The following is a 25989-nucleotide window of genomic DNA, read 5'->3' as shown; positions in this document are numbered from 1 at the left end:
ATGACCGCAAGCTTCGCACAAATTCGATTGCCGCTGCTGGCCGCAGTTCTCGCTTCCGGGCTGGCCGGCTGCGCCTCCACGCCTCCGCCGACCGGGGAACTGTCCTCCGCGCAGCAGGCGGTCATGCGCGCGGCCGACGCCGACGCCGACCAATATGCGCCGCAGGACCTCAATGCCGCGCGCACCGCGCTCAGCGCGGCCCAGGCCGCGCTGTCGCAGGGCAAGGACGAGGATGCGCGGCGTTTGGCGCTGGCCGCGGCCGCCGAGGCCGACCTGGCCTACGCTCACAGCCGCGAGACCCTGACCCAGGCGGAACTCAACCAGCGCAGGACCGAGGTCACAGAATTGCGCAATCGCCTGCAGGGAGGCGACCGATGAGCGCGCGCCTTCGCGTTAACCGGCTGGTCGCGATTGCGACCCTGTCCGCGGCCTGTGGCCTGGCCTTCGCCGCGCCCGCCGACGACCCCGAGGTCGCCCGGCTGGCCCAGCGGGTGACCGCGATCGAGGCCAATCCCAACGCCGCTGCGTTCGGTGCCTTCGAACGCCTGCGCGCGCGTCAGGCGATCGATGCGGTGCGCCAGGCTCGCAGCCGCGACCGCCAGTGGGCGTTGCGCATCGCCGACCGCCGGGTCGAGACCGCCGAGGTCGTGACCCGCACCCAGCTGGCCCAGCGCGAAGTCGACCGCCTCGACCGCGAGCGCAGCGAGCTGCTGGTCGAAGCCAGCCGCCGCGACGCCGACCGCGCCCGTGCCGAAGCCGAGCGCCTGCGCGTGCAGGCCCAGATCCAGGCCGAGGAGGCCGAGCGCCTGCGCCAGGCCGCCGACCAGGAAGCCCTGGCGCGCCAGGAGGCCGAGGGCCTGCTCGACAACGTCGCCAACCAGCAGGCCTCCAAGCTGCGCGCCGCGCGCGAGCGCGACGCCGAGCTGGCGCGCAAGGAGGCCGAGCTGCTCGGTCAGTCCTCGACCCCGCCGAAGCCGCCCAAGCCCAAGCCGAAGAAGAAGTAAGCCGGCAGGGTTCAGGCCCGGCGCGGGCTGGCCCCAGCCGGGCGGGCTCGGCCCGGTGCAAGACCGGGGCGGCGGCTTGAAGCAGTGTCCTCGACGTCGCGCCGCAGTCGCCCGCTGTCGGGTCCGGGCGGCGCCTTGCCGTATCGGGCGGCTGCGCTTCCGACGAGCGGCGAGGGCCCGGGGCGCATTTTTGTAAGCGCCCGGGACGCCGCTGTTCATGTTTTCGGGTTTCGCTATAACTATTCGATAAAACAAAGAGTTAATGCCGCTTTGGGCGCCCGCGGCTGCGGCTGTCCCGGCGCTGAAAACGGTTGCAGACCGCCCTTGCCGGATCCCAGGCACAGGAGTAGGGTCAGATACCCAAGCGGTTCTTCGACCGCTTGGCGAAGAGCCAGGCCGATGACCGATACGCCCTTTCCGCAGGACCCCGCCGCCGCACATCCGCATGCGGCCGGGTTGCGTGAAGCGGCCGCCGCACCGCGCCTGATGATCCTCACGGTCCCCCGCAACGCCCTGGTCCAACGGCCGGGGCGTTTGCATTCGTGCTGAAGGAGGCTTTCATGTTCGAAGAACAACCGCAGCCTGAAATCGACGCGCTCATCAAGAGCAATCCGGAATTCAAACAGCTCTACCAGCGCCACAAGGACCTCGACAAAAAGGTCATGGACGCCGAGCTCGGCGTATTGCCGATCGACGACACCACCCTGGGGCAGATGAAGCGCGAGAAGCTGGCTGCGAAGGACCGCTTGATCCAGTTGTACGACCAACAGCATTGATCCAGGCGGCATCGGCGCTACGACGCCGGTGCGGCGCCCGTCGGGAAGGAGTTTCCCGGCGTTGATCGTATGGACCCCGGCCCGCCTGCGGTCGACGGCTCCAGGCTTAGCGCGGGCGGTGGCGGCCATCCTCGTCGGTCGCCACCGCTCGCGGCTACCGAATCCTTCGAAACCGGATTTTCCGAAGCCGGATCTTCCAAGGCCGGGTCTTCCAAAACCGAATCCGGTCTCGCACGGTCGAGGCGTGATCCCTGCGCGCGAAACGTGGCGGCCGTCGCCGACCCGCGCCCGCGATCCGATCCGAACGCGCCCGCAGCGCAACGCAGTCCGCCGAGGCCTCGCTAGAATGGCCGGGTCCGCCGCATGGTCGCGGCCCACAGGATTCGCATGGCCATTCATTCCTCCGTACTCGAACTCATCGGCCAGACCCCGATCGTCAAGGCCCAGCGCCTCGATACCGGCGTCTGCGAGCTGTATCTCAAGCTCGAATCGCAGAACCCCGGCGGTTCGATCAAGGACCGCATCGGCCTGTCGATGATCGAAGCGGCCGAGAAGGCCGGCAAGATCAAGCCCGGCGACACCCTGGTCGAAGGCACCGCCGGCAACACCGGCATCGGCCTGGCCCTGGTCGCCCAGCAGAAGGGCTACAAGCTGCTGCTGGTGGTGCCCGACAAGATGAGCCGCGAGAAGATCTTCAACCTCAAGGCGATGGGCGCGCAGGTCGTGCTGACCCGTTCGGACGTGGCCAAGGGCCATCCGGACTACTATCAGGACCTCGCCGAGCGCATCGCCAGCGAGACCCCGGGCGCCTACTTCATCAATCAGTTCGGCAACCCCGACAACCCGGCCGCGCACGAGTTCGGCACCGGCCCGGAGATCCTCGAACAGATGGGCGGCGAGCTCGACGCCATCGTCTTCGGCTGCGGCAGCTCCGGCACCATGACCGGCCTGTCGCGGGCCTTCGCCACGCTGTCGCCCAAGACCGAACTGGTCCTGGCCGACCCGGTCGGTTCGATCCTCGAGGAATACATCAACCGCGGCACCCTGTCGGACAAGTCGGCCAGCTGGATGGTCGAGGGTATCGGCGAGGACTTCCTGCCGCCGATCTCCGACTTCACCCGGGTCAAGAAGGCCTATGCGATCAGCGACAAGGAAAGCTTCCTGACCGCGCGTTCGCTGCTTGAGAAGGAGGGCATCCTCGGCGGTTCCTCGACCGGCACCCTGTTGGCGGCGGCGCTGAAGTACTGCCAGGAACAGACCGAGCCCAAGAAGGTGCTGGTGTTCGTCTGCGACACCGGCAACAAGTACCTGTCGAAGATGTACAACGACTATTGGATGCTCGATAACGGCTTCATCCAGCGCGAACAGCACGGCGACCTGCGCGACCTGATCCTGCGCCCGTACTCGCAGCGCGACACGGTGGTGGTGGGGCCGGGCGACCTGCTGGTCACCGCCTACCAGCGCATGAAGCTGTACGACGTCTCGCAGCTGCCGGTCATGGACGGCGAGCACATCGTCGGCATCGTCGATGAAAGCGACGTGCTGCTGCATGTGTACGGCGACGAGTCGCGCTTCCGCGACCCGGTCTCGACCGCCATGGTCAGCAAACTCGACAAGATTCCGGTCGGCCAGCCGATCGAATCGCTGCTGCCGGTGTTCGACCGCGGCCATGTCGCCATCGTCGTCGACGGCGAACGCTTCCTGGGCCTGATCACCCGCATCGACCTGCTCAACTTCCTGCGCCGCCGAGTGCAGTAAGCGCCGCCCGGTCTTCCGCCCGCGCCGGGCGGAGGCCGCCCGGTCGGTTCTGGCGGGCGCGGCGTAAGCCGCGGCCCTTTGCCGGACGAGGCTAAAGCACACTCAAGGGTTCGGATCGGCCGGTCGCGGCTTGCGCCGCTCCTGCCTGGGGTGGGTTGGTAGCGCCAGATGCCGGTGAACCGCGTATTCAGCTTGCGCCGGCACATTGCGCATCAGCGGTCGGCACCGGGCCGTCCATCTGCATACCCCGCCTGCATCCGGCCTGAAGTGAGGCGGCGTCGCGGCGGCCGATCGCGGCGGCAATGTTAGAATTCCCGGTTGCGCCAATGAGCGGAATCGGAAGCATTCAATGAGCCAACAGCAGCCGGAAGACGGGGCCCGCAAGCTCGGCCTCGGTACCCTCGCGATCCATGCCGGTCAGTCGCCCGACCCGAGCACGGGCGCGGTGATGCCGCCGATCTATGCGACCTCGACCTATGCCCAGAGCAGCCCCGGCCAGCACCAGGGCTTCGAGTACTCGCGCAGCCACAACCCGACCCGCTTCGCCTATGAGCGCTGCATCGCCGGTCTCGAAGGCGGCAGCCACGGCTACGCGTTCGCTTCCGGCCTGGCCGCGACCTCGACCATCCTCGAACTGTTCGATGCCGGCAGCCACGTCATCGCGATGGACGACGTCTACGGCGGTACCTATCGCCTGTTCGAGCGCGTCCGCCGCCGCTCCGCTGGGCTGGACTTCAGCTGGGTCGACCTCAGCGACGTCGCCGCGTTCGAAGCCGCGATCCGTCCGGAGACCAAGCTGGTCTGGATCGAGACCCCGACCAACCCGCTGCTGAAGCTGGTCGACATCGCCGCCATCGCCGCGATCGCGCGCAAGCGCGGGCTGGTGGTGGTGGTCGACAACACCTTCTCCTCGCCGATCCTGCAGCGCCCGCTCGAACTCGGCGCGCACATCGTCATGCACTCGGCCACCAAGTACCTCAACGGCCACTCCGACATCGTCGGCGGCATCGCCGTGGTCGGTGACGACGCCGACCTCGCCGAGCGCATGACCTTCCTGCAGAACGCGGTCGGCGCCGTGCAGGGCCCGTTCGACAGCTTCCTCGCCCTGCGCGGCCTCAAGACGCTGCACCTGCGCATGAAGGCCCACTGCGAAAACGCCCAGGCGCTGGCGGAATGGCTGCAGACCCACCCGGCGGTCGAGAAAGTGATCTACCCGGGCCTGAAGTCGCACCCGCAGCACGAACTGGCCAAGCGCCAGATGCACGGCTTCGGCGGCATGGTCAGCATTTACGTCAAGGGCGGCCTCGACGGCGCGCGCCGGATGATGGAACGCTGCGAACTGTTCACCATCGCCGAATCGCTCGGCGGCGTGGAAAGCCTGGTCAACCACCCGGCCGTGATGACCCACGCCTCGATTCCGCCGGACCGCCGCGCCGCGCTGGGCATCACCGACAACCTGGTGCGCTTGAGCGTGGGCGTGGAGGACCTGGCGGATCTGCGCGCCGAGCTCGAACGTGCGCTGGCCAGTTGATGCTTGAGGCGGAACGAGACGACGACGCCGGAGGCGCGGGTTGAACCTGAGCAACAAGGACAGCGAGCGTGGCTTGGTCATGTTGCGGATCTCGGCATGGATCCGGCGACAGGGCTGGCTGCGCCCGTTGTATCGACGTTTGCCGGCGGCCTGGACTCATCGCGCTTCGGCGGCGCTGGCTTCGCGCACGCGCGGCACGCTGAGTTTTCCCGAATTGCCCGCGGCTTCGCCGGCGGCCGCATCGCCGGCGCCTGCTCGGCATATGGCGGCGACGTCAGGTGCACAGGGAGTGAATCTGATCGGCTTCCTGCGCGGCCAATCGGGGCTGAGCGAAAGCGCACGCATGTATGCGCGCGCATTGATCGATGCGGGTTATCCGGTCGCACTGATCGACATCGAGGACGACAGCTCGCAGTCCGGCTCCGATCGCAGCCTCGATGCCTATATTGGGCACGAAGCTCCTTTCGGGGTGAATCTCGTGTTCGTTAATCCGGATCGCTACGAAGCGGCAATGGCGAGTCTGCCGCCGGATATCTCGGCTGGCCGCCGCACGTTCGCCTGCTGGTTCTGGGAGCTGGAGACGGTGCCGGCGTCATGGCTGCGTACCCTGGAACGCGTCGATGGGGTGCTGGCGTCCTCCCGTTTCGTACGCGACGCCCTCGTCCGCATAACCGACAAGCCAGTGGTGCACGTGCCACTGCCGTTGGTCGATGTGGACGATAGCGGACTGGAGCGTGGCGACTTCGGCCTGGAAGCGAGCAAGATCCTGTTTCTGTGTTCTTTCGATTTCAACTCCTGGATGGAACGCAAGAATCCCTTCGCGGTCATCGAGGCATTCGTCCGAGCTTTTGACCCTGAACGCGATGACGTATGCCTGCTTATCAAGGCAGGTAATGGTCACCGGCATCCGGCACAACTCGAGCGGCTGCTCGCGGAGGCTTCGGCCGACCCGCGCATCCTGGTGCGCGACGAGATCATCGAGCGCGCTCACATGCGGGCGTTGCAACGTTGTTGCGATGTTTATGTGTCTTTGCATCGCGCCGAAGGGTTCGGCTTAGGCATGGCCGAATGCATGCTTCAGGGCAAGCCCGTCGTCGCAACGGGCTGGTCCGGCAATCTGGATTTCATGAGCGCCGACAATAGCCGGCTGATCGACTATCGTCTGGTTCCCGTCGGAGCCGACGAATACCCGCATGGCGACGGCGCGCGCTGGGCCGATGCGGACGTCGACCAGGCTGCTTCGGCGATGCTCGAACTGGCCGATGAACCCGCACTCCGCGAGGCTCTCGGCGCGCGTGCCGCAGTCGACGTCCGAGAAGTGCTTTCGCCCGTGCGCGTAGCGACTGCATTGGCTGAATTTCTGATCAGTTCACCCGTTTTCCTTCGAGTCGCAACCGATGACGCGGCGAACGGCGTGGCTGGCGCGCAAGCAAAGGTAGGGCTATGAAAGACATGTTGCTGGCGGTATTGAGATACCGCTATTTCATCTTTTCTTCGATCAAGAACGATCTGCGCGCGCGCTTCATCCGCAGCAAGCTCGGCGGCTTGTGGATGATCATTCATCCGTTGGCCCAGGTGCTGATCTTCGCCTTGATCTTGTCGAAGATCCTTGCGGCGAAGTTGCCGGGCATCGACAACAAATACGCTTATTCGTTGTACCTGATGGCAGGAACACTGGGCTGGACCTTGTTCTTCGAGACGATCATGCGTTGTCTCGGTATATTCATCGACAACGGCAATCTAATGAAGAAGATGGCCTTCCCGCGCATCTGTCTGCCGCTGATCACCGCCGGCACCATGCTCGTCACCAATTTGCTGCTTTTGCTGGCGATCTTCGGTGTGTTCGCCGCATTGGGTCATTTCCCGGACATGCAGGCTCTATGGCTTCCGATACTGATCGCCCTGACCTTGATGCTGGCGATGGGAGTAGGGCTGGTCCTGGGCGTGCTCAACGTATTCATGCGCGATATCGGTCAGGTGGTTCCGGTCGTCATGCAAGCGCTGTTCTGGTTAACGCCGATCGTCTACTCGGTCAGCATCCTGCCCGAGGCCTACCAGAAGTGGTTCAAGATGAATCCACTGTATCCCTTGTTTGCGAGCTATCAGAACGTCCTCGTATTCGGTACGCCGCCGATGTGGCGTGAGTTGGGCTGGCTGTTCCTGGCGGCAGTGGCTCTGTTGCTGGTCGCACTGATGGTATTTCGTCGAGCCAGTCCGGAAATGGTGGACGCGCTATGAGCGGTCAACTGCATGTCAAGGGTTTGGGCAAGGCCTATCGCCGTTGGCGCAGCGAATGGATGCGCGCGGCTTCTTGGTTCGGTCTTCCAGTGCGTCCGAGTGAAGAGCATTGGGTGCTGCGCGATGTCGAGTTCTCCATCTCCCCGGGGGAGGCTGTCGGAGTGGTTGGCCAGAATGGGGCAGGCAAGAGCACGCTCCTGAAGCTGATCACGGGCACCACTCGCCCGAGTGAGGGCAGTGTCGAGCGCACCGGCCGGGTCGCCGCGATTCTGGAACTGGGCATGGGCTTCAATCCCGATTTTACCGGGCGCCAGAACGCTTATCACTCCGCGGGTCTGATGGGGTACGGTCAGGCCGAGATCGAGGCGGCCATGCCGGATATCGAGGCTTTCGCCGAAGTCGGCGACTACTTCGATCAGCCTGTGCGGACTTATTCCAGCGGTATGCAGATGCGAGTCGCCTTCAGCGTGGCTACCGCATTCAAGCCGGACTTGCTGATCGTCGATGAAGCCTTGTCCGTCGGCGACAGCTACTTCCAGCACAAAAGTTTCGATCGGATGCGCAAGTTCCGCGAGGACGGCGTGTCGATCATGCTGGTGACCCATAGCATGGGGGACGTCAAGTCCCTTTGCGATCGGGTCATCCTGATCGATGCGGGCCGGGTGGTGAAGGACGGTTTGCCGGACGAGGTCGTCGACTACTACAACTCAATGATGGCGGAGAAAGAGAATTCCGCGGGTTTGATCGAGCAACAGCGCGACTCGCAAGGCTGGTTGCAGACCCGCAGCGGTACTGGACAAGCTAGGGTCGCCAAACTCCAATTGCTCGACGCGATCAGCCTGGAAGAAGTCAAAGTCGCGCGCGTCGGCCAGCGGCTCATGTTGCGCTTGGAGTCCTCCATTCAGGATGAAGTGCCGCGCCTCGTCCTGGGCTTCATGCTGCGCGATAGGCAGGGGCACGTGGTGTGGGGTACCAATACTTGGCATACACAGCAGGTGCAGCACGATCTCAAGACGGGCGATGAACTGAGGTTCGACCTGACGTTCACCTGCACCCTCGGCCAGGGCTCCTATTCGGTCTCGCCTGCGCTGGTCAGCACCGATACCCACCTGGTCGACAATTACGAATGGGTCGACAACCTGCTGGTGTTCGACGTGATCAACGCCAATCTGCCGGTATTCATCGGCACTAGTTGGCTCGATGCGAAGTTCGATATTTCACGGGCGTGATTCGCGCCGTTTTTCGATTGCCCAGCGGCCAGCTTTAAGAATGTGATCGCAACCATGTCTAGATTGATTTCCTACGCGCAGAACTTCGAAGACATCCTGCTTTGGCGGGCGTTGAGTGATGTGAAAGATGGCTTCTACATCGATATCGGCGCGCAAAGTCCGGACATCGATTCGGTTAGCCGGTTGTTCTACGAACAAGGCTGGCGCGGGGTGCATGTCGACGCCATGGCGTCCTATGCCGAGGAGCTTCGCAAGGCTCGGCCGGAGGAAGTCGTGGTCCATGCCGCGGTCACATCCGAAGGAGGCGTCGCAAGCTTCTTTCAAATGCCCGATACCGGTCTCAGCACCGTAAAGGCCGATATCGCTGAATCGCACGCGAACTCGGGCTACGCCGTCGAGCCGACTATCGTCGCGGCAATCACCCTGGATGATTTGCTCGGCCAAGTCGGCGAGCGTACAGTCCACTGGCTCAAGGTCGATGTGGAAGGCGCTGAAGGCGACGTGCTGGCGGGCTGGCGCACGTCGCCTGTGCGGCCGTGGATCGTCGTGGTCGAGAGCACGCTGCCAATGAGTCAGGTTCAGTCTCACGAAGGCTGGGAACCAGGGTTGCTCGCGAAGGGGTATGTCTATGCCTACTTCGATGGCCTCAATCGTTACTACGTCTCCAGCGAAGAACGGGCGCGACTCGAAAGATTCAGCGGCGGTCCCAATGTGTTCGATGGGATCGCCTTTAGCGGCACCTCGTCGTCGTCGTATTTTTCGCTGATCAAGGAAAATCAATCACGATGCGAGGCAATCGCCGCGAATGCCAACGAGCATGCCGAGCGTCTGAGGGGCATGAGCGAGGAACTGGGCGGCAAGCTGCGCACGGCGTGCGAGCAATTGAAGACCTTGCACGAGCAAATGGAGCATGAAAGCGCCATCCACCAGCGTGAACTCTTGTCCAAGGTCGAGGAGGGGCATGCGAACTTGCGTTCGATGCGCGAGCAATACGACATCTTGAAAGGGCGTTTCGATATACACGTCGCGTCCGAAGAGCATTGGCAGGCGGCTGCGAAGGCGCTCGAACAGCATCTGACTCTGATCCGCTCCAGTGTTTCATGGCGTATCACCGCGCCTCTGCGTTATAGCGCGCGCCTGTTCCGATTTTGCCTTTCCTTGCCAAAGCGAGTGTTGCGCTGGTCTATGCGTGTCGCGCGATTTATCGTGGTATGCGTAATGCGGCAGGTGTTGCGTCGGCCGGAGTGGCGCGAGGCCGTGGTCCAAAGGCTCGAGCGCTATCCGGGGATAAAAGGTCGGCTGCGCGCACTGTCGGTGAATTCGGGGCTGGTAGCCCCGATGCCGGTTGACCGTTGGTCCGCTGGCGGGGTATTCGAGCAGCAGCGGGCCGTTCGTCTTTCGCGAAGCGGCGCCCAGGTGTTGATGCAAATCGAGCACGCGCTCGGCAAGGTGGTTTCCTGATGCGTATCGTTATCGATTTGCAGGGCGCTCAGGGGCCTAGCCGGTTCCGCGGCATCGGCCGTTATTCGGCCGCTTTGGCCAAGGCGATGATTGCCCATGGCGGCGGTCATGAGTTCTTCATCGCCCTCAATGGGGCGGTTGGGGACGACGTAGCGTCGCTGCGTGAAGAGTTCTCGGAGTTGCTGCCGCAGGAAAACATCCGGGTGTGGTTCCCGTCCCGCGGCCAGACGAATGCCGTGCGCAAGAAATGCGATGAGCTTACTCGCGAAGCATTTCTGGCCAGCATGAAACCCGACGTCGTGCATGTGTCCAGTCTGTTCGAGCGGGTCAACGATGTCCCGGATATCACCGTAGGAACGTTCAGCTGCGAGGTTCCCACCGCGCTGACATTATTCGATCTGATTCCGTTTATGTATCCGGATCGTTATCTGACCTCGCCGCACGCGAAGCAGTGGTATATGGCCCGTTTGGATAGCCTGCGCCGTGCGCACCTGTTGCTGGGCATCTCGGGTTCCGCTTGCCGTGAAGCGGTCCAGCACCTGGGCATTCCTGCCGCGAACGTCGTCAACATCTCGTCCGCGGCCGACGACCAGTTCAAGAAGGTCGACGTGGCGCCGCAGGTCGAGCAGGATCTGCGTAGCCGCCTCGGGCTCGAGCGCCCGTTTCTGATGTATACCGGCGGTATCGATTACCGCAAGAACATCGAAGGCCTGATCCGCGCCTACGCCAGTTTGCCGGACGAGTTGCGCAAGCCGCGCCAGTTGGCCGTCGTGTGTTCGGTCGGCGAGGAAAGTCGGCGCGAGTTGCAGAAGCTGGCACGCGACCATGGGCTGTCGGCGGAAGATTTCGTACTGACCGGTTTCGTATCGGATCAGGATTTGGTGCTGCTATATAACCTGTGCGAACTATTCGTGTTTCCCTCATGGCATGAGGGTTTCGGCCTGCCCATCCTGGAGGCGATGCATTGCGGCGCGCCGGTGATCGCTGCCGACAGTTCCAGCTTGCCCGAGGTGGTTGGACGCCAAGACGCACTATTCGCGGCGCATTCTGATCAGGCGATCGCCGCCAAGATCACAGACGTGCTGACCGATGATGTCTTCAAGGCTGAACTGGCTGCATATGGCCCAGGTCAGGCTAAGAATTTCTCTTGGCAGCAAAGCGCTGCGCGCGCCATCGAAGCGCTCGAGGAGCGGTTCGATGGCCGGCGTTCGCCAAAGTACGCGTCAACGCCATTAGCGCGCCGGCCCAAGCTCGCGTTCGTCTCTCCCTTGCCGCCGGAGCGCAGCGGTATCGCCGACTACAGTGCCGAGCTGTTGCCCGAGCTCGCGCGCTTCTACGAAATCGATGTCGTTACCGATCTGCCCGAGATCAGCGACTCCACGGTCTTGGCCAGTTGCACGCGCCGTACGGTGGATTGGTTCGTTCGTAACCATCAGCGCTACGAACGCGTGCTGTACCAGATCGGGAACTCGCATTTTCACCTGCATATGTTCGACTTGCTGCGTGTGGTGCCGGGTGCGATCGTGCTGCACGATTTCTTCCTCAGTGGCGCGTATAGCCATCGCGCGGCTCATTCCGGAAAGCCTGGTCTGTTGTCAGTGGAGCTGTATCGCTCGCATGGCTATCAGGCGTTGGTCGATGCCGCTGCTCCGCGCAACTACGAGAACACGATCTACAAGTACCCGTGTAATTACGAGGTCTTGCAGTCCGCGACGGGCGTGATCGTGCATTCCAACTACTCCAATGTGCTCGCTCGCCAGTGGTACGGAGAGAGCGCCGCGGACGATTGGGCGTTGATCCCTCTGTTGCGGGTGGGTGACGCGGGCAGTGATCGCGCACGCGCCAAGCGCGAACTAGGCTTCGCCGAGAACGACTTTCTGGTCTGCAGCTTCGGTTATGTCGCCTCGACTAAACAGAGCCAGCGCGTGCTGGACGCGTGGCTCAAGTCTTCGTTGGCGAGCGATCCGAAGTGCCGCTTGATCTTCGTCGGCGACACCGACGGTGGTCCGTATGCCACCCGTATGATTCGATCGATTCGCGACTCGGCGAAGGACGATCGCATTCGCGTTTCCGGTTGGACCGATCAGGAGTTGTTTCGCCGGTACCTGGCGGCTGCCGATATAGCGGTGCAGTTACGAACTTTGTCGCGTGGCGAAACATCCGCAGCGGTGCTGGATTGCATGAACCGGGGGGTCGCGACGATCGTCAACGCCAATGGCTCGATGGCCGACCTCGACCCGGAGGCCGTGTTGATGATGCCTGACGAGTTCACCGACCAACAGCTCATCGATGCGCTGGAATCGTTGTATGCCGATTCCGGCCTGCGAGCTCGGTTGGGCGAAAATGCTCGGCAGATCATCGCCACCCGGCACGCGCCGCGGACCTGCGCCGAGCAGTATTTCCAGGCGATCGAGTGGTTCTACGCAGCCCGCGAGTTAAGCAGGCCGCGGTTGATCGAGGGTGTCGTGGACTGCCTGCGCGAAGGCAGCGAGGCCGATTGCCTAGCGGTCAGTGAGTCGATCGCCTGGTCGCTACCCCCGCGACCATCGGCCCGCCAACTGTTGGTCGACGTTTCGATCCATTTGGATCAGGGGGCAAGTCAGCCGGACTGGACGCGACTGCGCGAGCTGATCGCCACGACCCCGACGGGTTTTCGCGTGGAACCGGTTTATCTTTGCGAGGAGCGCGAAGGCTACTGTTATGCAAGATCCTTTACCCTGGATGTTCTTGGCGTGCCGAAGGATATGTTGGAGGATGAACTGATCGATGCCGGAATCGGCGATCGGTTGATCGTATTCGTTGCTCCGTCCGAGCCCGGGTCTTCGCGCTACGTGCATATGAAGAATCTGGCGGAACGCGGCGTTTGCATCGAGCATCGCGATATTCGGTCGTGGGGTCTGTTCGGGCTCCATGAAAGTTCAGACTCCTTATCGCAACAGGTCGCCAGCGCAGGTCCCGCCGAAAAGCTGGTCGAACAGAATACTTAAGCCATACGAGAGAGAGATAATGAAGGCAATCATCACCGGCATCACCGGGCAGGACGGCGCTTATCTGGCGCAGCTGCTGTTGGAAAAGGGCTATACGGTCTACGGCACCTTCCGTCGTACCAGCTCGGTCAACTTCTGGCGCATCGAAGAACTAGGCGTCCAGAATCACCCGAACCTGCATCTGATCGAGTACGACTTGACCGACCTGGGTTCCAGCATCTCGATGGTCAACAGGCTGCAGCCGGATGAAATCTACAACTTGGCGGCGCAGAGCTTCGTCGGAGTGAGCTTCGATCAGCCCGGGACGACTGCGCAGATCACCGGTATCGGTGCGCTGCATCTGCTCGAGGCGATCCGTCTGGTGAACCCGAAGATCCGTTTCTACCAAGCCTCGACTTCTGAAATGTTCGGTAAGGTGCAGGCGATACCACAGATCGAGGACACCCCGTTCTACCCGCGCAGCCCATACGGTGTGGCAAAGCTCTATGCGCACTGGATGACGGTGAACTACCGCGAGAGCTACGACATGTTCGCGTCGAGCGGCATCTTGTTCAATCATGAAAGCCCGCTGCGCGGCCGCGAGTTCGTGACGCGCAAGATCACCGACTCCGTGGCCAAGATCAAACTCGGTCAGCTCGACTGCCTGGAACTGGGTAATCTCGATGCCAAGCGCGACTGGGGTTTCGCCAAGGAATATGTCGAGGGCATGTGGCGCATGCTGCAGGCCGACGAGCCGGATACCTTCGTACTCGCCACCAATCGCACCGAGACCGTGCGCGATTTCGTTGCGATGGCGTTCAAAGGCGCTGGAATCGATGTCGAGTTCCGCGGCAGCGATGCCGACGAGATCGCGGTAGACAGCGCGAGCGGCAAGACGGTGATGCGTATCAATGCGCGTTTCCATCGTCCGGCCGAGGTCGATCTTCTGATCGGTAATCCCGCTAAGGCCGAAGCCAAGCTGGGTTGGAAGCCAAAGACGACGTTGGAAGAGCTTTGCGAAATGATGGTCCGCGCCGATCTCGCCAGGAATGAACGTGGCTTCTCCTTCTGAGTCGCGCCCAGTCGCGTTGATCACCGGGCTGACCGGTTTCACTGGGCGCTATGTTGCCCAGGAGTTGGAGCGGGAAGGATATGCCGTCCACGGATGGACCCATCACGCCGACGCGGACGGCGAGGCTGAGCCGGTGGATCTGCTGGATCGCCCGGCGGTGCAGAAGGCGCTGGAGTCGTTGAATCCGAGCGTAGTCGTGCACCTCGCAGCAATCTCCTTCGTCGCGCACGGCGACGCGGATGCCATTTACCGGGTCAATATTGTCGGGACGCGCAATCTGCTGGAGGCTCTTGCGGCGCTTGAGCGTAAGCCGGCGCGCGTCCTGCTTGTTAGTAGCGCTAATATCTACGGCAATGCAGGTGGGGTGGTCGCTGAGGATACTCTTGCCCAACCGCAGAACGACTATGCTGTAAGTAAGTTGGCGATGGAGCATATGGCGCAGTTGTGGAGCGAGCGGCTGCCGATCACTATCGTGAGGCCATTCAACTATACCGGCGTCGGGCAGGCGGATAAATTCTTGCTGCCGAAGATCGTCGATCATTTCCGGCGTAAAGCGTCGGTGATGGAGCTTGGCAATCTGGATGTGTCGCGCGATTTCAACGATGTGCGTAATGTCGCCCAGATGTATAGACGCTTGCTTGCGGTCGACGCCGCAGGCGAGATCTTCAACGTCTGTTCGGGGCGGCAGTATTCCCTGCGCGAAGTCGTGGCGATCATGGAGGATATTTCCGGGCATCGCCTGGAAGTACGAGTCAATCCTGCATTCGTGCGGGTCAATGAAGTCCGAGAGCTCCGCGGCAACCCCGATAAGCTAGCGTCACACATCGGCGTTTTGCCTGAGTTCTCGTTGCGGGCGACGTTGTCCTGGATGTACGAACAGAGTTGATGGGTGCTCGGGGCGTTAAACGAGGGGGAGAAGTGAGTAATCCTGTACTAGACGCTAGATTGCGTACTGCGTTGATGGGTTTGGAAAAGGGCGCCAAACTGGGGCTGATTGGAGTGCTCGCGCTTAACCTGCTCTTACTCGTCTATTACCTCATCTATGGCTATCAGGTTGCGTTTCACTCCGATTCGGCGGCCAAGAATCTACTTGCACAAGAGATATACGATACCGGGCGCCTGTTTCCGACGGACTGGACATACGTCAATGGCGATTTGATGGTGGTATTCGGGCAATGGTTCATCGTGCCCTTTCTGTCGTTCTTCGCTAATGGGTACAAGCTGCATGCGTTGTCTGGTGCAATCTCGTCGTTACTGATTCTGCTGTCGGTGTGGCTGGCTAGCAGGCTGGTGACGCCATCGCGCTGGATTCGCTTATTTTGTGTTGCCTTGATTGCCGGGGCGTTGTCGCTTCAAGGCGCTGAGAACTTATACGGACAAGTTTCGTATGGAGTGGTTTTCTCGCTCGCTTGCTTCTTGCTCTACTTCACGTGGCGCTATCTGGCCGCGATTGGGTCGGGCGTTTGGATCTGGGGCTTGGCGATTTGGCTGCACGTGGCGCTCGTATCCTTCAGTAATCCGCAGCGCGCACTTGCTTCGTACCTCCTGCCATTATTTGGGGCATTGATAATTGACGCGCTCGTCAAAGGACGGGCGGCGGGATGGCGCTGGGATTCCAGACTGAATCGCAGCTTGTTGTGTATTTTGATTCTGATATCTGCCCTCGCCGTAGGGATGGTGCTCCATGCGGCTGTACTCAGTGGCGTTAACAATCTCAATGGTGCCTCTGTCGCTCGTTGGTTGAGCTTCGAAGGGCTGATCCGCAATTTCTGGCTCACGCTGCGCGGAGCGCTTGAGATTCTTGGGGTGGTGCCGCAGGAGGGCGGGCTGGTCGCTTCGATGGTTGGGGCAGGCGAAGCTTTGCGCCTGGTAAGTGGGCTGACGTTGCTTGTGCTGATCCCGGTTGCTTCAGCTTGGGGTGTGCGCGAAAGCCGTGCCGAACTGCGTTTGTTTGCGGCTTTTACGGCCGTTTCGTTGGCGTTGTTCTTTTTCCTGCAGATGACTACGACGATCGCCGACATGTCGCAACCGGCCTACGCATCTCGTTATCTGGTGCCGTCGCTATTCCTTGCAATCATGCTCGTTGTTGGTTGGGCATTCTCATCTGCCTATCATGCCCGCGCCGGTCAGGCTGCTGGGGTTGCGGTGCTGGTTCTATTATTGCTGTCTAGCAGTATTTGGCCATCCCATCCTTTTTCGCAGGCTTTGCGTGGCCGCGACGAAGTACCTTTGCGTCATATGGCGCGGATGCTCGAGTCCAATGGGTTGAAGTATGGCTACGGTACCTATTGGAATGCCGGAGCTATTACTGTCTTCAGCGATAGTAAGGCAAAGGTTCGGCAAATATCGATCGAGCAGGGGCTGCCGATGCCCATGTATCACCTTTCATCTGAGCGTTGGTACAGACCTGAGGCCTGGCAGGGCGCCAGCTTCCTGTTGTTGAGTGATGCGGAAGCCAAGGCGGTGAACTGGCTCTTGCTCGAATCCATGGTGGGTAAGCCGGTCCGTATCTATCGGCACGATCAGTACGCTGCTTATCTTTTTAGCGGCAACATTGCGAAAGGTTTGCGGGGCTGGGACCGGCACCTGGATCGGCCTTTGCAGTTGTTGCCCACAGCGAATGGGTTACGCAATACGGGCCAACTCGTCAATATAAGTGGCTTGCAGGCTGTGGAGGCTTCCGGCCAGAGCGGCTATCTCGCCTTTGGCCCTTACATAACATTGAGCAGTGGCGTATATGAGGCAACTTTCGACGTCGAAGGTGTGGGCGATGCCGCTAATGGTTTCGGTGTGGTCGACGTATTCAGCGGGAACAGAATCGAGCATGCCATGCGCGGAGTCACCGGCAGCGGTCGTCAACGCATTGCTCTGCGCTTTACACTCAATGCGAAAGTGAGCTCCTTGGAGGTGCGTGTCCGCTCCAGCGGAGCGGGTGTGCTGCGCTGGTATGGGACGGTGCTAAAGCGCGTCGGAGATATCGAATAGGGCGAAAGGGCGATAGCTTGGCTTGCTAGTTCGCGATATAGAGCGCGTAGATGATTGCAAAAAGCCCAGCCTGCGTGCTGGGCTCTTTTTTTCGCTACTTTCAGCTCTTAGAGGCCGGCAAGCGCGTCATCAGCTGCAGCCAGTACGCGATCCAAATGCTCTTCTAATCCCACCCACAACGGCAGGCGGACCAAACGTTCGCTAGTCGAATCGGTGATCGCCATATCGCCGGCATGACGGCCATACCGTTTCCCGGCGGGAGCGCTGTGCAGCGGGATGTAGTGAAATACCGTGGAGATACCGGATTCCTTCATTTTTGCGATAAAGCGCGTACGGCGCTCGAGATCGGGCATCAGCAGGTAGTACATGTGTGCGTTATGGGTGCAATGTGCGGGTACGATCGGGCGACGTAACAGACCTCGCACTTCGTATTTTTCGGCCCATGCATGGTAGCGATCCCAAATCGCTAAGCGGTTTCGAGTAATCGTTTCGCCTTCATCGATCTGAGCAGCAAGGAAAGCGGCAATCAGCTCGCTGGGCAGATACGAAGAGCCGACGTCGACCCATGTGTACTTGTCGACTTGTCCCCGGAAGAACTTGCTTCTATTAGTGCCTTTCTCCCGAATGACCTCGGCCCGTTCTGCGAGCGCTTCATCGCGAATGAGTAACGCGCCACCTTCTCCTGAGATGATGTTCTTGGTTTCGTGGAAGCTCAACGCGCCGAGCTCGCCGATTGCTCCCAATGGTCGTCCTTTATAGGTCGAGTAAATGCCCTGGGCCGCATCTTCGATCACTCGTAGATTGTGGCGGGCAGCTATCTCAAGGATGGTGTCCATCTCGCAGGACACGCCGGCATAGTGAACTACGCAGATTGCCTTGGTGCGCGGAGTAATAGCCGCTTCGATCAGGCGCTCGTCGATATTGAGCGTATCGGCTCGGATATCGAGGAATACAGGCACGGCGCCGCGCAGCACGAAAGCGTTGGCGGTAGAGACGAAGGTGAATGATGGCAGGATAACTTCATCGCCGGGCTCGAGATCGATCAGCAACGCAGCCATCTCCAGTGCCGCTGTACAGGAATGGGTCAACAGGGCGCGTTGTGCTCTGCTGTGCGTCTCCAGCCAGCGATGGCATTGCTTGGTAAAAAAACCATCACCGGATAGATGTCCGTTCATGTGGGCCTGGGCGATGTTAGACAGCTCGCGCCCTGTCATGAAGGGCTTATTGAACGGGATCGTCACTTGGTGCACTCCAGCACGGCGTGGGTATAGGGAATATTTAGCAGGTCGTCGCGGCGAATCAGTTCGACGCGGCTGAAAGAGGATGGCACCAGTGCTCGATAGGCTTCGCCTTCGCGAACGTTCTGTCCTCGATCTCTCGAAAGGATATAACGAGCGATCGAGGATTGGTCTGGATAATAAGCGCCGTCAATGGTGATCAGGCGGCCGCCAGGCGCGAGTCGACTGTGCAGATTGGAAAGAAGCCCGATAGCGCCTTCGTCATCCAAGTGATGCAATAGTCCGATGGCGATTGCGATGTTGCACGGAGGCAATTCGCTTGGAGCAAGGGAGGTGAGATCGCGGCATTGGAACGTGCCACGTGATCCGTAGCTGCGTATCGCTGCATCGATATAGCTTTGCGATAAGTCGAAGCCGAAATAAGTGATGTTAGCCTTTATGTGATCGAGTACCTCCGCGGTGCCGCAGCCCACATCCAGGACAATATCGCCGTCTTTCGCACGTATATGGTCCGAACTGATTCGGCTGCGCGAGCGATTTGCGCCCAGCAAGTTCTGGAGGGCATCATACGCGGCCGGTAACGAAAGGATGCTGCGTGCCCCGCTGGTAATTTGCGCCATCCTGGTGTCTCCGATTCTGTTCTATTGCATGCAATGTGAATGGGTTTTGGTGGGGCTTTCGTGGTGCGATGAAGCAGGGGGGCTATATGGTGGTGCTCGAAAATAGGCTGCAAGCAGTCGAATCAGGTCACAAAGGCGATCACGCATACTCCGCCTATGATCAGTGCCGTGCCAATCATCTTGCCGAGGCTGAGCGTATCTCCAAAGAAAAATGCACTGGAGATCAGGATCAGAATAAAACTCAGTGCTGTGAACGGGTAGGCGCGACTCAAATCCAGTTTGGTCAAAGCTAGCATCCAGCAGATCGATGCGAGAAATGCCGATGCTAAGCCGCTGATCACCCAGGGTGAGCTAAGCAGCGAGAATATGTAATGCAGCTGTCCGTTCAGATCTGAAGGGAGCGAGCCGGCTAGGTTGACCCGCCACTTGAGCACTAATTGCCCGTAACAAGTTAGGGCAAGCATTAATGCGATGAAGAAATAGGCCATGAGATTCTTGGTTGGGTGGTGGTGGAGTTCAACTGCGTTTGAGCAAATCGCTGTAGCACAGCAAGCATATGCGGCCGGCAGCGTCGCGAATGGTTGCTACCGCAGGTATGTGGCCTCCTGCGCTGGGCGGCGCGAGGTAGCGAATATGGAGTCTGTGGGGGCGGCCGCAGTAGATTGGTCGCATGAATACGAAATCCGAGCGCAAGAACAATGTGCCGGGGCCCGGTATGTCGGTGCCGAAGATTCGCGACAGCTCGCCGCCGGCGAGCATGCCGTGCGTGATGCGTGCTTCAAAGCCCTCGTTCTTAGCAGCCCGGTCGTCCAGATGTATGGCGTTATCGTCACCGGTAATCTCGGCGAACCGACGTACTTGTTCGCTGTCAAATACCAGCTCGCGATCGACGAGTAGTTCGCCAGCGGAGAGCATGGCGTTGATATGATAAGTATCGTAGGCAAAGTTCAATGCGAAGCCTTCGCGCGCCCAGACCTTCTGCACAGCTAGGTTCCATATTTGGGTGGAGACCTTCATGGTGACAAAGCCGCGATCACGGAACTCGCGTTGGGTGTGACGGATCAGGTCGCCATACAGCCCGCCACCTGCGTGATCGGGGTGTACACCGTAAAGCACGCCTTCACATACTTGCGCTTGCTCGTCAAAAGCACAGCAGGCAAAAGCAACGATGCGGCCTTTACGGCGCGCCGTCCAAGTGATCTTTCCCGCCACCTCTCTGCTGATATATCCCGATGCCCATTCGGCATAGCCAGCCAAGATGGCACCGGGAGACAGTCGTGGGTTCGCATGGTAGTGGCTAACGTAGCCGTCGAACGTGGTGGCTACCAGCGCATCGAGCTCAACTTTGTCGTCCGGCGTTGCTTCGCTAAAGACCAGATCCTCATTGCGTAAGGGCTTTGGTGCATAGTCGGCAAGAGATGCCTGGTAGTACACCAAGGTATCGGCGTGGATCGGCGCCATGCCATAACGTGCCAGACGGTGAAGTTGTGGGGCGCTGCCGGCCGGCGTGCGAATGATCGCGATATCCGCGGACCCTTCGATCATCTCGCGTAGCAATGCACGTTCATCCACGTTCTTCAATATGCCGCGGAATACACGTAAGCCAAATCGCTGGCTATCGAGTGGGGAAGCGCAGAGCAGCGGTTCCCCGGAAGTGGAGCTGCAATCGATCACGGAGTTTCCTCGGGGGTGTTGAGTTGGTCGCTGACGATGTAGTAAGGCCGGCCCTTGGTGTCGTTGAACAGCCGGCCTAGATATAGCCCGGTAACCCCGAGGCAAAAAATGGTCGCGCCACCAAGTAGCCAGATCGAAGCAATAACGCTGGTAAACCCAGCCACGGCTACGTCGCCGAGACTGTAGCGATAGATGGCCAGCAATACGATCGCGAATGCGATCAGGGAGAAAACCAAGCCAACCCGAACGACCAGACGCAAGGGCTTGTCAGAGTAGGTAAGCACGATATTGGTCGCTAGCCGAATCAGTTTGCCGAGGCTATAGCTGCTTTGGCCTTGCAGACGTTCCGCGTGCTCGACTGGAACCGCAGTACTGCGAAAGCCGGTCCACTTAACCATTAGCGGGAAACAACGGTCAGCTTCCGGCATCAGGTTGACCGTGTCGATAACCTTGCGGCTGAAGACGCCGAAATTCGCCGTGCTGTGATCCTGGGGTACGTCGGTCAAATAACTCAAAGTGCGAAAGAAGGTGTATGAGGTGAACCGCTTAAGCATCGAATCCTGGCGCTCGGTACGCTGGCCGAACACTGCATCGTAGCCGTGTCGAATCATCTCAACGAGTCGCGGAAGTTCTTCTGGGCGATCTTGCAAGTCGCAGTCAATGACTGCAATGAGCTCCCCTCGTGCGTGTTCGAGGCCTGCGGCAATGGCGTAGTGCTGGCCGAAATTCCGCGACAAGCGCAGGCCGCGCACTTCTGGATAGCGTGCGGCAAGTTCGACAATGCGCTCCCAGGAGCGGTCAGGGCTGCCGTCATTGACCAGGATTATTTCCGCCTGCATCTTGCATTGAGATATCGAGGCGCGAATCCGATCGACCAGTTCTTCCAGGCAGCCTTCGCAACCGTACACCGGCGAGATCACCGACAGCATTCCGGTAATCGCTCGAGTACGCTGTCTTTGTTGCAGTGCGGGAATCATGGAGTTGAGGGGCCTCAAAGGTATGAATTTGGTGCCGGCGCCGATCACGGGGCTAATTCATAAGCAGCGCCAGATTCGGCATTTTGCCCGACCTGGCGAAATAAGTCAGGTAAGGGATGGGCTTGATAGGCCGGTCGGATCGGACTTACTGCCGCGAAATTAGCTAAACATGCAAATTCGTAAGGACGTGAGAGTAGACTCGGGTTCAAGATTCGAGCTGCCTGGAAGAATGGTGTTCCACGAGCGGTCCCGAGCGCTTCAGTCAGCGAGAATTAGGCCCCTGTAATGAGCAGAAGTGTGTTTGTTGCCACTAGTGTTCTGTTGTTGGCTGTTGCCTGCGGTCGTACTTCCGATCCGCAGGCTGAAGTTGTCGCAGTTGACTTGACGGAGGGGGCGGCGGCGGCGAGTGTCTCCGGAGGACATACTGTTTCCAGTTTGCGAGGAGTTGCGATTCAGTCGCGCCCGGCATTGGTGTCTGCTTCCGCGGCTTCTGTACGTTTCGCGTCACTGGCCGATCGCGGCGAATTGGCCGCCTATCCGATGGTGACCGCTCCAGAGCGTGAGGGAGCGTTGGTTTGGTATCGCGCGCAAGTCAGTGAAGATCACGCATTGCGAGCCATCGCTACCGGCCGACTGGAGTTTCGCGCCCCGTCGGGCCAGCTGCTGGGTTTCCGATACGAGCGGCACGTCGAGCACCCAAGTGGCGACTGGACTTGGATCGGCCGTCTGGAGGGTGCTGCTGGGCAAGAAGCGATTCTAACATTCGGGGAGAAAGCCGCTTTCGGCAACCTCGGTCTTCCGGAAGGCGGTTCTCTGGAATTGACGGTGCGCGATGGGGTCAGTTGGATTATCGAGGTCGATCCCTCGCAGTTGCACAAGTCGCCAGGCTTATTGAGTCCGCCAGTGAATGATTCTCTGATGCCTTACCAGACAGCGCAGATCTCAACCGGCAGTAGCGGCACGGCTGCGCTTGCTGCTACCTCGGCCGCAACTGCGATTACGGCCCCGGTGATTGATGTCGCATTGGGCTATACGCCCGGCTTGACGGCAATCTATGGAAGCCAGTCGGGTGCCGTCACCCGGTTGTCGTTTTTGATTGATGTGACCAACGAAGCTTATGCCAATAGCTCGATCGGCATGCGTTTGCGGTTGGTGCATACCATGTTGGTCAACTATTCCGACAGCGTATCCAACAACATTGCACTCCATGAGGTCACTGGTTGGGACGGTGCCAATCCGATTGCGGTCCCTGCTTCGCTCGCGCCGCTGTGGGTCGCGCGCGAACAGTTCGGGGCTGACTTGGTGGGATTGGTGCGTCCGTTTCGTTCTTCGAGCAAGGGTTGCGGGGCGGCTTGGATTTTAGGGGGCAACCAGAAGTTGGTCACCGCGCGCGACGAACGGTTTGGTTATTCGGTGGTAAGTGACGGTAGTGATGCCGGCAGTTTTTGCCGCGCTGAGAGCTTGGCTCACGAATTGGGTCATAACATGGGCCAAGCCCACAATCAGGAAGATGCCGGCCAGTCGGGCGCGCATGCTTATTCATACAGCTATCGCGAAAGCTCATCGGCGGGTTTTAATACGGTGATGGCTTATGCGAACGGGTCGCAAACTCCGATCCGCCACTTCGCCAACCCCAATATTTCCTACGGAGGGCGGCCGACCGGTATCGCGAACGTCTCGGATAATGCGCGAAGCATGAATCAGGCGATGCCCTTGATAGCAGGGTTTCGAGCTACTGCAGTGTCTTTCAAGACGTCGGTCCATAACGACGTCAATGGAGATGGTCGCAGTGACATTCTATGGAACAACCTGGAAATGCAGCGGTTCGATTGGTGGAAAATGAACGGGTCATCGCGCGACGATGTCGGTAGTCAGTTCATTGCTAAGCAATATTGGGTTTCTGCGACTGGTGACTTTAACGGCGATGGTCGTTCTGATTTGTTCTGGCGGGATAGCAATACATTATGGGTCTGGCAGGCTGAAACCAATGGCAGCTTTTCTATCCATTTCGTTGCGGATTATCCACGGTCAGGAAATTGGCAGATTAAAGGGGCGAGGGATCTCAACAACGATGGCTTTGCTGACATAATCTGGATGAACCCGGATACCGGCGAAGTCAACTGGTGGTTGATGAGAGGGGCCCAGCGGCTCGCTGTCGGGCGTAAGTTCGTGCCGCGTGGCGGCTATTCAATTGAGGCCATCGGCGACTTCAATGGAGACGGGCGCGGCGATCTGCTATGGCGGGACAATACGACATTATGGTTTTGGCTCGCGGATCCAGGCGCGGCCGATTTCACTATTGCCTTTGTTAGTCCATACCCTAACCAGAATTGGTATGTATTCGGCGCGGCTGATGTGAATGGTGACGGCCGCGATGATATTCTTTGGCAGAATACGTATCTGCAGCAGATCGATTGGTGGTATATGAACGGCGCCACGCGCTTGGGCGTCGGCAGCAAAGGTGTATCTAACGAGTATAAGGTTGCGACAGTCGGGGACTTCGACGGTGATGGCCGTAGCGATATATTTTGGCGCGATAACGCCAAGACATCGCTTTGGATGTGGCAGGCCAATACGATTGGTGGCTTCGACATTCTGTCGATCGGTCAATATCCCGCAGGCGGGTGGGAGATCGTCAAGCCTGTTTGGATGCGATGAGTATCGGCGACGCACTCATGTCGCTTTGCTAGATTTGGTGAGGCACTGAGCATTGCGCCGGACTTGTCCGGCGCAATGTGTTTGGGAGATCAGGCGGAAGCAAGCGCTGCTTCCAGCTCCGGCAACAGCTTGAACAGGTCGCCCACCAGACCGATGTCGGCGATCTCGAAGATCGGCGCTTCGCCGTCCTTGTTGATCGCGACGATGGTACCGGCGTCCTTGATGCCGGTCAGGTGCTGGATCGCGCCGCTGATGCCGACGGCGACGTAGAGCTCCGGCGAGATGATCTTGCCGGTCTGGCCGACCTGCATCTCGTTGGGCACATAGCCGGCGTCGACCGCGGCGCGCGAGGCGCCCACGGCGGCGCCGAGCTTGTCGGCGAAGTCGTAGATGATCTTGAAGTTGTCCGCCGACCCCACGCCGCGTCCGCCGGAGACGACGCGTCTGGCGCTCTGCAGGTCGGGACGGTCGGACTTGCCGGCGGCCAGGCCGATGTACCGGGTGTGGCTCGGCAGGCTCGCGTCGACCGAGGCGGCCTCGACCGCGGCGCTGCCGCCCTTCGCCGCTTCCGGCCACGAGGCGGTACGCACGGTGGCGACCACGGTGTGGTCGGCCGGGGCCTCGACGGTGACGATGGCGTTGCCGGCGTAGATCGGGCGCTTGAAGGTGTGGCTGCCTTCGACGGCCATGACGTCGGACACCTGGGCGACGCCGAGCAGGGCGGCGACGCAGGGCATGAGGTCCTTGCCGAAGGTGGTGCTGGGGCCGAACACGTGGCTGTAGCCCTTGGCCAACGCGGCGACCTGCGGTGCGAGCACCTGCGCGATGGCATTGGCGTTGGCGGCGTTGGCGATGGTCAGCACCTTGGCGACGCCGGCGATCTGCGCGGCTTCGGCGGCGACGGCGGCCGGGTCGGCGGCGAGCACGACGATGTCGATGGAGTCCGGCTTCAGCGCCTGCGCGGCCGACACGCACTTGGCGGTCGACGCGTTGAGCTTGCCGTTGAGATGTTCGGCGACGATCAGAACTTTGCTCATTACAGCAGCCCCTTAGCCTTGAGTGCGGCGACCAGTTCGGCCGCGTCCTTGACCATCACGCCCTTGCTGCGCTTCGGCGGCGGCGCGTAATGGGTGGTCTTGAGCGTGTCGCCGGTGTCGACGCCGAGATCGGCGAAGGCGATGGTCTCCAGCGGCTTGCTCTTGGCCTTCATGATGTCGGGCAGCTTGATGAAGCGCGGCTCGTTGAGGCGCAGGTCGGTGGTGATCACCGCCGGCAGATCGACTTCCAACGTTTCCAGGCCGGCGTCGACTTCGCGCGTCACCGTGGCCTTGCCGCCTTCGACTTCGAGCTTGGAGGCGAAGGTCGCCTGCGGGCGGCCCCACAGCGTGGCCAGCATCTGGCCGGTCTGGTTGGCGTCGTCGTCGATGGCCTGCTTGCCGAGGATGACGATGTCCGGCTGTTCCTTCTCGATCAGCTTGAGCAGGGCGCGCGCGGCGGTCAGCGGCTGGATCGGCTGGTCCGAGACCACGTGCACGGCGCGATTGGCGCCCATGGCCAGGCCGTTGCGCAGGTGCGCCTGGGCGTCGACCGGGGCGATCGTCGCGACCACGACCTCGGTGGCGATGCCCTTGTCGCGCAGGCGCAGGGCTTCTTCCAGGGCGATTTCGTCGAACGGATTGGCCGACAGCTTGACGCCGTCGGTGACCACGCCGGAGCCATCCGGCTTGACCTGAATGCGGACGTTGTAGTCCACCACGCGCTTGTAACCGACGAGGATCTTCATCGTGCGGGGATTCCTTGTG

22 protein-coding genes are annotated in these 25989 nt (G+C 60.5%); 15 read left to right on the top strand and 7 right to left on the bottom strand.

Annotated features, from left to right (window positions below; translation table 11 throughout):
• The 14 genes from GLA29479_RS09220 (at position 1) to GLA29479_RS09160 (ending at position 17020) form a co-directional block, all read left to right on the top strand.
• Entirely contained in the window at positions 1 to 378 is a 378-nt protein-coding gene (locus GLA29479_RS09220) for a DUF4398 domain-containing protein (protein WP_082638455.1), read from the top strand.
• Entirely contained in the window at positions 375 to 1004 is a 630-nt protein-coding gene (locus GLA29479_RS09215) for a hypothetical protein (RefSeq protein WP_057971413.1), read from the top strand. The genes GLA29479_RS09220 and GLA29479_RS09215 overlap by 4 nt, the downstream gene beginning before the upstream one ends.
• Positions 1005 to 1403: 399 nt before the next feature.
• On the top strand, positions 1404 to 1553 hold the full coding sequence (locus GLA29479_RS25235) for a hypothetical protein (protein WP_169795634.1): 150 nt from the start codon (positions 1404 to 1406) through the stop codon (positions 1551 to 1553).
• 11 nt (positions 1554 to 1564) lie between these two features.
• Positions 1565 to 1780 carry an HP1242/YdcH family protein gene (locus GLA29479_RS09210; RefSeq protein ID WP_031371506.1) on the top strand — a complete coding sequence of 72 codons (216 nt, stop codon included), beginning with the start codon at positions 1565 to 1567 and terminating at the stop codon, positions 1778 to 1780.
• A gap of 387 nt (positions 1781 to 2167) precedes the next feature.
• Positions 2168 to 3538, top strand: a complete 1371-nt coding sequence (locus tag GLA29479_RS09205; RefSeq protein ID WP_057916858.1) for a pyridoxal-phosphate dependent enzyme — start codon at positions 2168 to 2170, stop codon at positions 3536 to 3538.
• Between the two features lie 349 nt (positions 3539 to 3887).
• Positions 3888 to 5069, top strand: coding sequence for a cystathionine gamma-synthase (locus GLA29479_RS09200; RefSeq protein ID WP_057971412.1), 1182 nt, complete (start codon positions 3888 to 3890; stop codon positions 5067 to 5069).
• Between the two features lie 40 nt (positions 5070 to 5109).
• Positions 5110 to 6516, top strand: coding sequence for a glycosyltransferase family 4 protein (locus tag GLA29479_RS09195; protein ID WP_144436424.1), 1407 nt, complete (start codon positions 5110 to 5112; stop codon positions 6514 to 6516).
• The gene (locus GLA29479_RS09190; protein ID WP_144436423.1) at positions 6513 to 7307 is read left to right on the top strand and encodes an ABC transporter permease; all 795 of its coding nucleotides are present in this window, start codon (positions 6513 to 6515) and stop codon (positions 7305 to 7307) included. The genes GLA29479_RS09195 and GLA29479_RS09190 overlap by 4 nt, the downstream gene beginning before the upstream one ends.
• On the top strand, positions 7304 to 8536 hold the full coding sequence (locus tag GLA29479_RS09185; protein WP_057971411.1) for an ABC transporter ATP-binding protein: 1233 nt from the start codon (positions 7304 to 7306) through the stop codon (positions 8534 to 8536). Before GLA29479_RS09190 ends, GLA29479_RS09185 begins: the two co-directional genes overlap by 4 nt.
• A 54-nt stretch (positions 8537 to 8590) precedes the next feature.
• On the top strand, positions 8591 to 9997 hold the full coding sequence (locus GLA29479_RS09180; RefSeq protein WP_057971410.1) for an FkbM family methyltransferase: 1407 nt from the start codon (positions 8591 to 8593) through the stop codon (positions 9995 to 9997).
• Positions 9997 to 12984: a glycosyltransferase gene (locus GLA29479_RS09175; RefSeq protein WP_057971409.1), complete on the top strand. Its 2988-nt coding sequence runs from the start codon at positions 9997 to 9999 to the stop codon at positions 12982 to 12984. The genes GLA29479_RS09180 and GLA29479_RS09175 overlap by 1 nt, the downstream gene beginning before the upstream one ends.
• Before the next feature lie 19 nt (positions 12985 to 13003).
• Entirely contained in the window at positions 13004 to 14035 is a 1032-nt protein-coding gene (gene gmd / locus GLA29479_RS09170) for a GDP-mannose 4,6-dehydratase (protein ID WP_057971408.1), read from the top strand.
• Complete coding sequence (locus GLA29479_RS09165; RefSeq protein WP_057971407.1) at positions 14013 to 14921, top strand: NAD-dependent epimerase/dehydratase family protein; 909 nt, start codon at positions 14013 to 14015, stop codon at positions 14919 to 14921. Before gmd ends, GLA29479_RS09165 begins: the two co-directional genes overlap by 23 nt.
• A 32-nt stretch (positions 14922 to 14953) precedes the next feature.
• A complete protein-coding gene (locus GLA29479_RS09160; RefSeq protein ID WP_144436422.1) occupies positions 14954 to 17020 on the top strand; it encodes a hypothetical protein in 2067 nt (688 codons plus the stop codon).
• A gap of 107 nt (positions 17021 to 17127) precedes the next feature.
• On the opposite strand, the gene rffA is transcribed toward GLA29479_RS09160, so the two are convergent.
• From rffA to GLA29479_RS09140, 5 genes are all read right to left on the bottom strand, one after another.
• Complete coding sequence (gene rffA / locus GLA29479_RS09155) at positions 17128 to 18261, bottom strand: dTDP-4-amino-4,6-dideoxygalactose transaminase (protein ID WP_057973135.1); 1134 nt, start codon at positions 18259 to 18261, stop codon at positions 17128 to 17130.
• The gene (locus GLA29479_RS23635; RefSeq protein ID WP_082638454.1) at positions 18258 to 18878 is read right to left on the bottom strand and encodes a class I SAM-dependent methyltransferase; all 621 of its coding nucleotides are present in this window, start codon (positions 18876 to 18878) and stop codon (positions 18258 to 18260) included. The genes rffA and GLA29479_RS23635 overlap by 4 nt, the downstream gene beginning before the upstream one ends.
• A gap of 122 nt (positions 18879 to 19000) precedes the next feature.
• Positions 19001 to 19366 carry an EamA family transporter gene (locus GLA29479_RS09150; protein WP_057971405.1) on the bottom strand — a complete coding sequence of 122 codons (366 nt, stop codon included), beginning with the start codon at positions 19364 to 19366 and terminating at the stop codon, positions 19001 to 19003.
• A gap of 28 nt (positions 19367 to 19394) precedes the next feature.
• Positions 19395 to 20552, bottom strand: coding sequence for a bifunctional GNAT family N-acetyltransferase/hotdog fold thioesterase (locus GLA29479_RS09145; protein ID WP_144436421.1), 1158 nt, complete (start codon positions 20550 to 20552; stop codon positions 19395 to 19397).
• Positions 20549 to 21481, bottom strand: coding sequence for a glycosyltransferase family 2 protein (locus GLA29479_RS09140; RefSeq protein ID WP_057971403.1), 933 nt, complete (start codon positions 21479 to 21481; stop codon positions 20549 to 20551). Before GLA29479_RS09140 ends, GLA29479_RS09145 begins: the two co-directional genes overlap by 4 nt.
• Positions 21482 to 21814: 333 nt before the next feature.
• Between GLA29479_RS09140 and GLA29479_RS23630 the strand changes: the two genes are divergently transcribed.
• On the top strand, positions 21815 to 24187 hold the full coding sequence (locus GLA29479_RS23630) for a reprolysin-like metallopeptidase (protein WP_082638452.1): 2373 nt from the start codon (positions 21815 to 21817) through the stop codon (positions 24185 to 24187).
• An 89-nt stretch (positions 24188 to 24276) separates the two neighbouring features.
• Here GLA29479_RS23630 and GLA29479_RS09125 read toward each other — a convergent pair whose 3' ends face one another.
• Positions 24277 to 25224 carry an electron transfer flavoprotein subunit alpha/FixB family protein gene (locus GLA29479_RS09125; RefSeq protein ID WP_057971400.1) on the bottom strand — a complete coding sequence of 316 codons (948 nt, stop codon included), beginning with the start codon at positions 25222 to 25224 and terminating at the stop codon, positions 24277 to 24279.
• Entirely contained in the window at positions 25224 to 25970 is a 747-nt protein-coding gene (locus GLA29479_RS09120) for an electron transfer flavoprotein subunit beta/FixA family protein (RefSeq protein WP_057971399.1), read from the bottom strand. Before GLA29479_RS09120 ends, GLA29479_RS09125 begins: the two co-directional genes overlap by 1 nt.
• Positions 25971 to 25989 lie beyond the last annotated feature (19 nt).

Origin of the sequence: Lysobacter antibioticus, from assembly GCF_001442535.1 — a bacterium.
Lineage (GTDB): Bacteria > Pseudomonadota > Gammaproteobacteria > Xanthomonadales > Xanthomonadaceae > Lysobacter > Lysobacter antibioticus.
This window is presented reverse-complemented; position numbering and strand designations above follow the sequence as displayed.